Source organism: Serratia sp. 506_PEND, from assembly GCF_001076875.1.
GTDB lineage: Bacteria > Pseudomonadota > Gammaproteobacteria > Enterobacterales > Enterobacteriaceae > Serratia > Serratia marcescens.
Genome location: NZ_JVEL01000098.1, coordinates 1 through 6,422, shown reverse-complemented (window position 1 = coordinate 6,422; position 6,422 = coordinate 1). Strand labels below are relative to the sequence as shown.

The window sequence follows — 6,422 nt, the reverse complement described above, 5'->3', positions numbered from 1 at the left end:
ATCGCCAGGCCTTCGCCGAGCGGATGCTCGATTGGGAACTGCGCTCATGGCGCGAAGCGACGGGGGAAACATGCTGGTTCTTCGATCGCGGGCTGCCGGATATCGCCGGGTATCTCACGCTGTGCGGACTGCCGATCCCCGCGCATTTGACGGCGGCGATCGGCGCCTTTCGCTATGCCGAAAGGGTGTTCATCGCCCCGCCGTGGCAAGCGATCTACGCGCAGGACAGTGAGAGAAAACAATCTTTCGCCGAAGCCGAGCTGACCTACCGGGCGATGGTGGCCGTCTATCGCCGCTATGGCTATCAGCTGCAAGAACTGCCGCGCGCCTCACCGGACGAGCGCGCCGACTTTCTGCTCGACGCGCTGAGCCACCGTTAGCGGCCTGCGGCCTATTTGGCCGCCAGCGCCTCCGCCTCGGCCCGCTGTTTGGCGGTTTTACGCGCATAGCGCTGCGCCAGCACCGCGCACACCATCAGTTGAACCTGGTGGAAAATCATCAGCGGCAGCACCATGGCGCCCACCGCCGCGGCCGGGAACAGCACGTTGGCCATAGGAATGCCGTTCGCCAGGCTCTTTTTAGAACCGCAGAAGACGATGGTGATCTCATCGGCGGTGTTGAAGCCCAGCCAGCGCGCCGCGTAGGTGTTGATCACCAGCACCACCGTCAGCAGCACCAGCGACATCACCAGGATGGTCAGCAGCGACCAACCGTCGATGCGGTGCCAAATCCCTTCCACCACCGCCGCGCTGAACGCGGTATACACCACCAGCAGGATCGACGAACGGTCGGTCAGGTTGATCAGCTTGCGATGACGGTCGATCCACTTGCCGATCAATGGCCGCGCCAGGTGACCGATCACGAACGGCACCATCAATTGCAAAATGATTGAACCGATGGCGTGCAACACGTCGGTATTGCCGCCCTGAGTATGCATCAACGCCCCCACCAGCAGCGGCGACAGGAACACGCCAAGAATGCTCGACGCCGAGGCGCTGCAGATCGCCGCCGCCACGTTGCCGCCTGCCGCCGAGGTAAAAGCGATGGCCGACTGCACCGTGGCCGGCAGCGCGCACAGATAGAGGAAACCGAGATAGACCGTCGGCGTCATGATGCCCGGCACCAGCAGGTTCATCGCCAGTCCGAGCAGCGGGAACAGCGCAAAGGTGCTGAGGAACACCAGCAGATGCAGCTTCCAGTGACTCATGCCGGCGATGATCGCCTCGCGCGACAGCTTGGCGCCGTGCATAAAGAACAGCAGCGCGATGGCCGCGGTGGTCAGGTGTTCAAAGAAGGTTTTCCAGATGCCTTCGCAGGGGAACAGCGAGGCGACGATCACCACCAAAATCAGAACCAGCAAAAATTTATCAATGCGCAAACGCTGCAACCAGGACATGAAACGAATTTCCTTGCACGTAAAGTCGTAAAAAGGCCCGACGCTTCGCCGGGCACAGAGAAATGGGCAATATCAAACCACCGGCAGCGCCTGCTGCAGCCGGGCCGATTCCAGCCCCAGTTCGATCAATGCCATCACCGCGATGGCGTCGGCGGCCGGCACCGGGTTTTCGCCTGTACCGGCGATCGCGTCGCGCACCGCCGCGTAATAAGCCGGGTAATTGCCGGGAATGTTGAGCAGCGGTTGCTCCGCCAGCAGATCGTCACATGACAGTGTCACTACACCCTCGCGCATGTCATAGCCCCAATCGGCCTGAGGCAGACGCTCGCCGGCCTTCAGTCGGTCTTCCTGCGGATCGAGGCCGTATTTGACATAGCTGCCGCGGGTGCCGTGCACCACGTAGCGCGGGCTCTCTGCCGCCGCCAGCATGCTGGCGTGCAGCACCACACGGCGATCGCCATAGCTCAGCAGCGCGTGGAAATAGTCCACCGCCTGCGCCCCCGGCCGCAGCTCACCCAGATCGACAAACAGCCGTTCGGGTTTGCCGAAGAGTTGCAGCGCCTGATCGAGCAGATGCGGCCCCAAATCGAACCAGATGCCGCTGCCGACGCCGCCTTGTTCACGCCAGCGCTGGCGCACCTGCGGCCGGTAGCGATCGAAATGCGACTCGAAATACACCACCTCGCCCAGCGAACCGTCCTTTAACAGCGCTTTAAGGGTAAGGAAATCGCTGTCCCAGCGGCGGTTGTGGAACACCGACAGCAGTAAACCGCTCTGCTGCGCCTGCTGTTGCAGCGCCTGCGCTTGTGACAGCGTCACGGTAAACGGTTTATCCACCACCACGTGCTTGCCGGCGGCCAACGCCTGCTGCGCCAGCGGGAAATGGGTATCGTTGGGGGTAGGAATGACGATCAGATCGAGGGCCGGATCGGCGAACAGCGCTTGCGCATCCCCCACCACCGTCATCGACGGCCAGTCGGCGTGCACTTTGCCGGCATCGCTGCTGGAGACGGCGGCCAACTCCAGCCCCGGCGTACCGGCAATCAGCGGCGCATGAAAGGTTTTGCCGGCGTAGCCGTAACCGACCAGCCCGACACGAATTTTCTCAGCCATGGGATTTCCTCTTGCTGGCTCACGACAGACCCTTTCGATTTGACACCATGCGGCCGGATGGAACAAGAAGTAAATGAGATGTTAATTCGAAGCGAGGCCGGAGTAGCCAAACGTGCGGCCCGGCGTCGCGATGCCGAGCTATCCGCTTGATAGAGATGACGAAGCCTATATTACCCGCTAAGCTATGCCGCCTGTGATCCCCGTTTCAATCAGGAAGCCTTTATGTCTCAAGCTGAATACACTCGTATCGGCGGTTGGTTGCTGGCCCCGCTGGCCTATCTGATCGTCACCCTGCTCAGCGCCAGCCTGATGCTGCTCCTGTACGCCATGGCGATCTTCATGCCCGAGTCGCGCGATTATCTGTTGACCAACGCCCAGGCGTTTACCCTGCAATGGTACTTTTCGGTGCTGACCACGCTTTTGATGTGGGGCTTCACCCTGTGGCTGGTGTTTCTGTTTTGCCAGCGCTCGCAGCGCTTCCCCAAACTGTTCTTGTTATGGCTGCTGATCACGGTGATCCTGGCGGTGAAAGCCTTCGCCTTTGCGCCGGTGCCGGATGAAGTGGCGGTGCGCAGCCTCGGCTGGCCGCTGCTGATGGCGGCGCTGCTGGTGCCTTATATCAAGCGCTCGCAACGGGTCAAAGGCACCTTTACCGAACGTTAATGGCGATTGCAGCACGTTTTATCGGGGTTTTTGTGTAAATTTTCGCCAAAAAAGGCAATACCCCTGCGATTCATATGTTGTCGTCCGGCCGCCGATTCCCGATAATAGGCGGCTTTTATTTTTTTAGGCATCGCAATGACCGAATACCTGCTCCTGTTTGTCGGCACCGTACTGGTGAACAACTTCGTTCTGGTGAAGTTTCTTGGCCTGTGCCCGTTCCTCGGCGTTTCCAAGAAGCTGGAAAGCGCCATCGGCATGGGAATGGCCACCACCTTCGTCATGACGCTGGCCTCCGTCAGCGCCTGGGTGATCAACACCTTTATTCTGGTTCCGCTGGATCTGGTGTATCTGCGCACGCTCTCCTTCATTCTGGTGATCGCCGTCGTCGTTCAGTTCACCGAGATGGTGGTGCGCAAGACCAGCCCGGCGCTCTACCGCCTGCTGGGCATCTTCCTGCCGCTGATCACCACCAACTGTGCGGTGCTGGGCGTAGCGTTGCTTAACGTCAACCTCGGCTATAACTTCCTGCAGTCCGCCGTTTACGGCTTCAGCGCCGCCGCCGGTTTCTCGCTGGTGATGGTGCTGTTCGCCGCCATTCGCGAACGTCTGGCGGTCGCCGACGTGCCGGCGCCGTTCCGCGGCTCCTCGATCGCGCTGATCACCGCCGGGCTGATGTCGCTGGCCTTTATGGGCTTTACCGGGCTGGTGAAATTCTAATGACTGCGTTGTGGATAGCTATCGCGGCTTTGAGCGCGCTCGGGCTGCTGTTCGGACTGGTGCTGGGCTACGCCGCGCGCCGTTTTGAGGTGGAAGAGGATCCGGTCGCCGAGCAGGTCGACGCGATCCTGCCGCAGAGCCAGTGCGGGCAGTGCGGCTACCCCGGCTGTCGCCCCTATGCCGAGGCGGTGGCCAACGGCGAGATGATCAACAAATGCGCGCCGGGCGGCGAACAGGTGATGCTGAAACTGGCGGAGCTGCTCAACGTAGAGCCGCAGCCGCTGGGCAGCGAAGCCGCCGCCGAGCCGGAGCGTAAAGTGGCCTATATCGACGAGGCCAACTGCATCGGCTGCACCAAGTGCATTCAGGCCTGCCCGGTGGACGCCATCGTCGGCGCCACCCGCGCCATGCACACCGTCATCACCGACCTCTGTACCGGCTGCGATCTGTGCGTCGCCCCTTGCCCTACCGACTGTATTGAAATGAGACCGGTCGCTACCACCACCGCCAACTGGAAGTGGGACATGAAGACGATCCCGGTGCAAGTGATCCACGTGGAGCAACATGCTTAATCTGTTCGCCGCCTTTAAAAAAGACCGGATCTGGGATTTCGACGGCGGGATCCATCCACCGGAAATGAAAACGCAGTCCAGCGGTGCGCCGCTGCGTGTCGCGCCCCTGCCCAAGACCTTTATCATTCCGCTGCAGCAGCATTTGGGGCCGGAAGGCGAGCTGTGCGTCAGCGCCGGCGATCGGGTGTTGAAAGGCCAACCGCTGACCGTCGGCCGCGGCCGCACCGTGCCTGTGCATGCCCCGACCTCGGGCACCGTCAGCGCCATTACCCCGCACATCACCGCTCACCCGTCCGGGCTGACGGAGCTGTGCGTGATTATCGAGGCAGACGGGGAAGACCGCTGGTGCGAGCGCGATCCGGTGGCGGACTATCGCCAATCGCCCGCCACGGAACTGATTCAACGTATTCATCAGGCCGGCATCGCCGGCCTGGGCGGCGCCGGTTTCCCGACCGCCAGCAAGCTGCAAGGCGGCATGAGCGGCGTGGAAACGCTGATCCTCAACGCCGCCGAGTGCGAGCCTTACATCACCGCCGACGATCGCCTAATGCAGGAACATGCCGATCAGATCATTGAAGGCACGCAGATCCTGCAACACATTCTGCAGCCCAAGGTCACGCTGATCGGCATCGAAGACAACAAGCCGGAGGCAATCGCGGCGCTGAAACTGGCGTTGCGCGGCCAGTCCGGCATTGCGCTGCGCGTCATCCCGACCAAATACCCGTCCGGCGGCGCCAAGCAGCTGACCAAAATTTTGACCGGCAAGGAAGTGCCGCACGGCAAGCACTCCTCCGCTATCGGCGTATTGATGCAAAACGTCGGCACCGCCTTCGCCATCAAGCGAGCGATCGTCGACGGCGAACCGCTGATTGAGCGCGTAGTAACCCTGACCGGCGAGGCGATCGAGCGCCCCGGCAACCTGTGGGCGCGCATTGGCACGCCGGTGCAGCACCTGCTTGACTTCACCGGTTTCCGCCCGCAGGCGCAGCAGATGGTGGTCATGGGCGGCCCGCTGATGGGCTTCACCCTGCCCGCGCTGAACGTGCCGATCGTCAAGATCAGCAACTGCATTCTGGCGCCGACGGTGGATGAAATGACGCCGCAGGAACCGGAGCAGTCCTGCATCCGCTGCGGCCTGTGCGTAGACGCTTGCCCTGCCGGGCTGCTGCCGCAACAGCTGTACTGGTTCAGCCGTGGACAGGAGCACGACAAGGCGCGCAACCATAACCTGTTCGACTGCATCGAATGCGGCGCCTGCGCGTTCGTCTGCCCCAGCAATATCCCGCTGGTACAGTACTACCGGCAGGAAAAGGCCGAAATCAAGGCTATCGATCTGGAAGCGGCGCGCACCGCCGAGGCCAAGGCGCGTTACGAGGCCAAGCTGGCGCGTCTGGAGCGTGAAAAACTGGCGCGTGAAGAGCGACATAAAAAGGCCGCCGTCAAACTGACCGACGACGATCAGGGCGCAGTGCAGGCCGCGCTGGCGCGCGTGCGCAGCAAGAATGCCGAAGCGGCGGTTACGCCGGTCAACGGCCAGCAGCCGGACAACAGCGAGATGATCGCCGCCCGCGAAGCGCGTAAAGCGCAGGCGCGCGAACGTCGTGCCCAGCTGGCTGCCGAGGTGGAAACGGAAGCGCCACCGGCGACCGCCGGCGACGACGCGCGTAAAGCCGCCGTGGCCGCGGCGCTGGCCCGTGTGAAAGCGCGTAAAGAGGCGCCGGCCGCAGACAGCTCCGCCCCGGCGGCAACAGAGGACGATCCGCGCAAAGCGGCCGTTGCGGCCGCCCTGGCGCGCGTGAAGGCCAAAAAGGCAGAGCAGCAGGCGGATGCCCCTGCTCCAGCGGAACCGGCGCCGGTTGCAGCCGAAGAAGATCCGCGCAAGGCGGCGGTCGCGGCGGCACTGGCGCGCGTAAAAGCCAAGAAAGCGGCGCAACAGGCGGATGCCTCTGCACCGGCGGAAC

The 6,422-nt window shown here is 62.5% G+C and carries 7 protein-coding genes; 5 read left to right on the top strand and 2 right to left on the bottom strand.

Going from position 1 to position 6,422, the window contains the following annotated elements:
- Positions 1-380 (top strand): AAA family ATPase (locus tag ADK28_RS02930; RefSeq protein WP_048794830.1); only part of this gene is annotated, 380 nt, incomplete at its 5' end.
- 11 nt (positions 381-391) lie between these two features.
- On the opposite strand, the gene ADK28_RS02925 is transcribed toward ADK28_RS02930, so the two are convergent.
- On the bottom strand, positions 392-1,396 hold the full coding sequence (locus tag ADK28_RS02925; protein ID WP_033640474.1) for a bile acid:sodium symporter family protein: 1,005 nt from the start codon (positions 1,394-1,396) through the stop codon (positions 392-394).
- 72 nt (positions 1,397-1,468) lie between these two features.
- On the bottom strand, positions 1,469-2,509 hold the full coding sequence (locus tag ADK28_RS02920; RefSeq protein ID WP_048794829.1) for an oxidoreductase: 1,041 nt from the start codon (positions 2,507-2,509) through the stop codon (positions 1,469-1,471).
- Positions 2,510-2,731: 222 nt separating this feature from the next.
- Between ADK28_RS02920 and ADK28_RS02915 the strand changes: the two genes are divergently transcribed.
- From ADK28_RS02915 to rsxC, 4 genes are all read left to right on the top strand, one after another.
- Positions 2,732-3,172, top strand: a complete 441-nt coding sequence (locus tag ADK28_RS02915; protein WP_016927891.1) for a DUF2569 domain-containing protein — start codon at positions 2,732-2,734, stop codon at positions 3,170-3,172.
- Positions 3,173-3,307: 135 nt separating this feature from the next.
- Positions 3,308-3,889: an electron transport complex subunit RsxA gene (gene rsxA, locus ADK28_RS02910; protein ID WP_004938443.1), complete on the top strand. Its 582-nt coding sequence runs from the start codon at positions 3,308-3,310 to the stop codon at positions 3,887-3,889.
- Entirely contained in the window at positions 3,889-4,461 is a 573-nt protein-coding gene (gene rsxB / locus ADK28_RS02905; RefSeq protein WP_004938428.1) for an electron transport complex subunit RsxB, read from the top strand. Before rsxA ends, rsxB begins: the two co-directional genes overlap by 1 nt.
- Positions 4,454-6,422 (top strand): electron transport complex subunit RsxC (gene rsxC, locus ADK28_RS02900; protein ID WP_048794828.1); only part of this gene is annotated, 1,969 nt, incomplete at its 3' end. The genes rsxB and rsxC, both read left to right, overlap by 8 nt.

Excerpts from the sequence above, each read along its gene's own strand:
- ADK28_RS02925 (WP_033640474.1), bottom strand. The coding sequence starts at position 1,396 with ATGTCCTGGTTGCAGCGTTTGCGCATTGATAAATTTTTGCTGGTTCTG.
- ADK28_RS02920 (WP_048794829.1), bottom strand. The coding sequence starts at position 2,509 with ATGGCTGAGAAAATTCGTGTCGGGCTGGTCGGTTACGGCTACGCCGGC.
- ADK28_RS02915 (WP_016927891.1), top strand. The coding sequence starts at position 2,732 with ATGTCTCAAGCTGAATACACTCGTATCGGCGGTTGGTTGCTGGCCCCG.
- rsxA (WP_004938443.1), top strand. The coding sequence starts at position 3,308 with ATGACCGAATACCTGCTCCTGTTTGTCGGCACCGTACTGGTGAACAAC.
- rsxB (WP_004938428.1), top strand. The coding sequence starts at position 3,889 with ATGACTGCGTTGTGGATAGCTATCGCGGCTTTGAGCGCGCTCGGGCTG.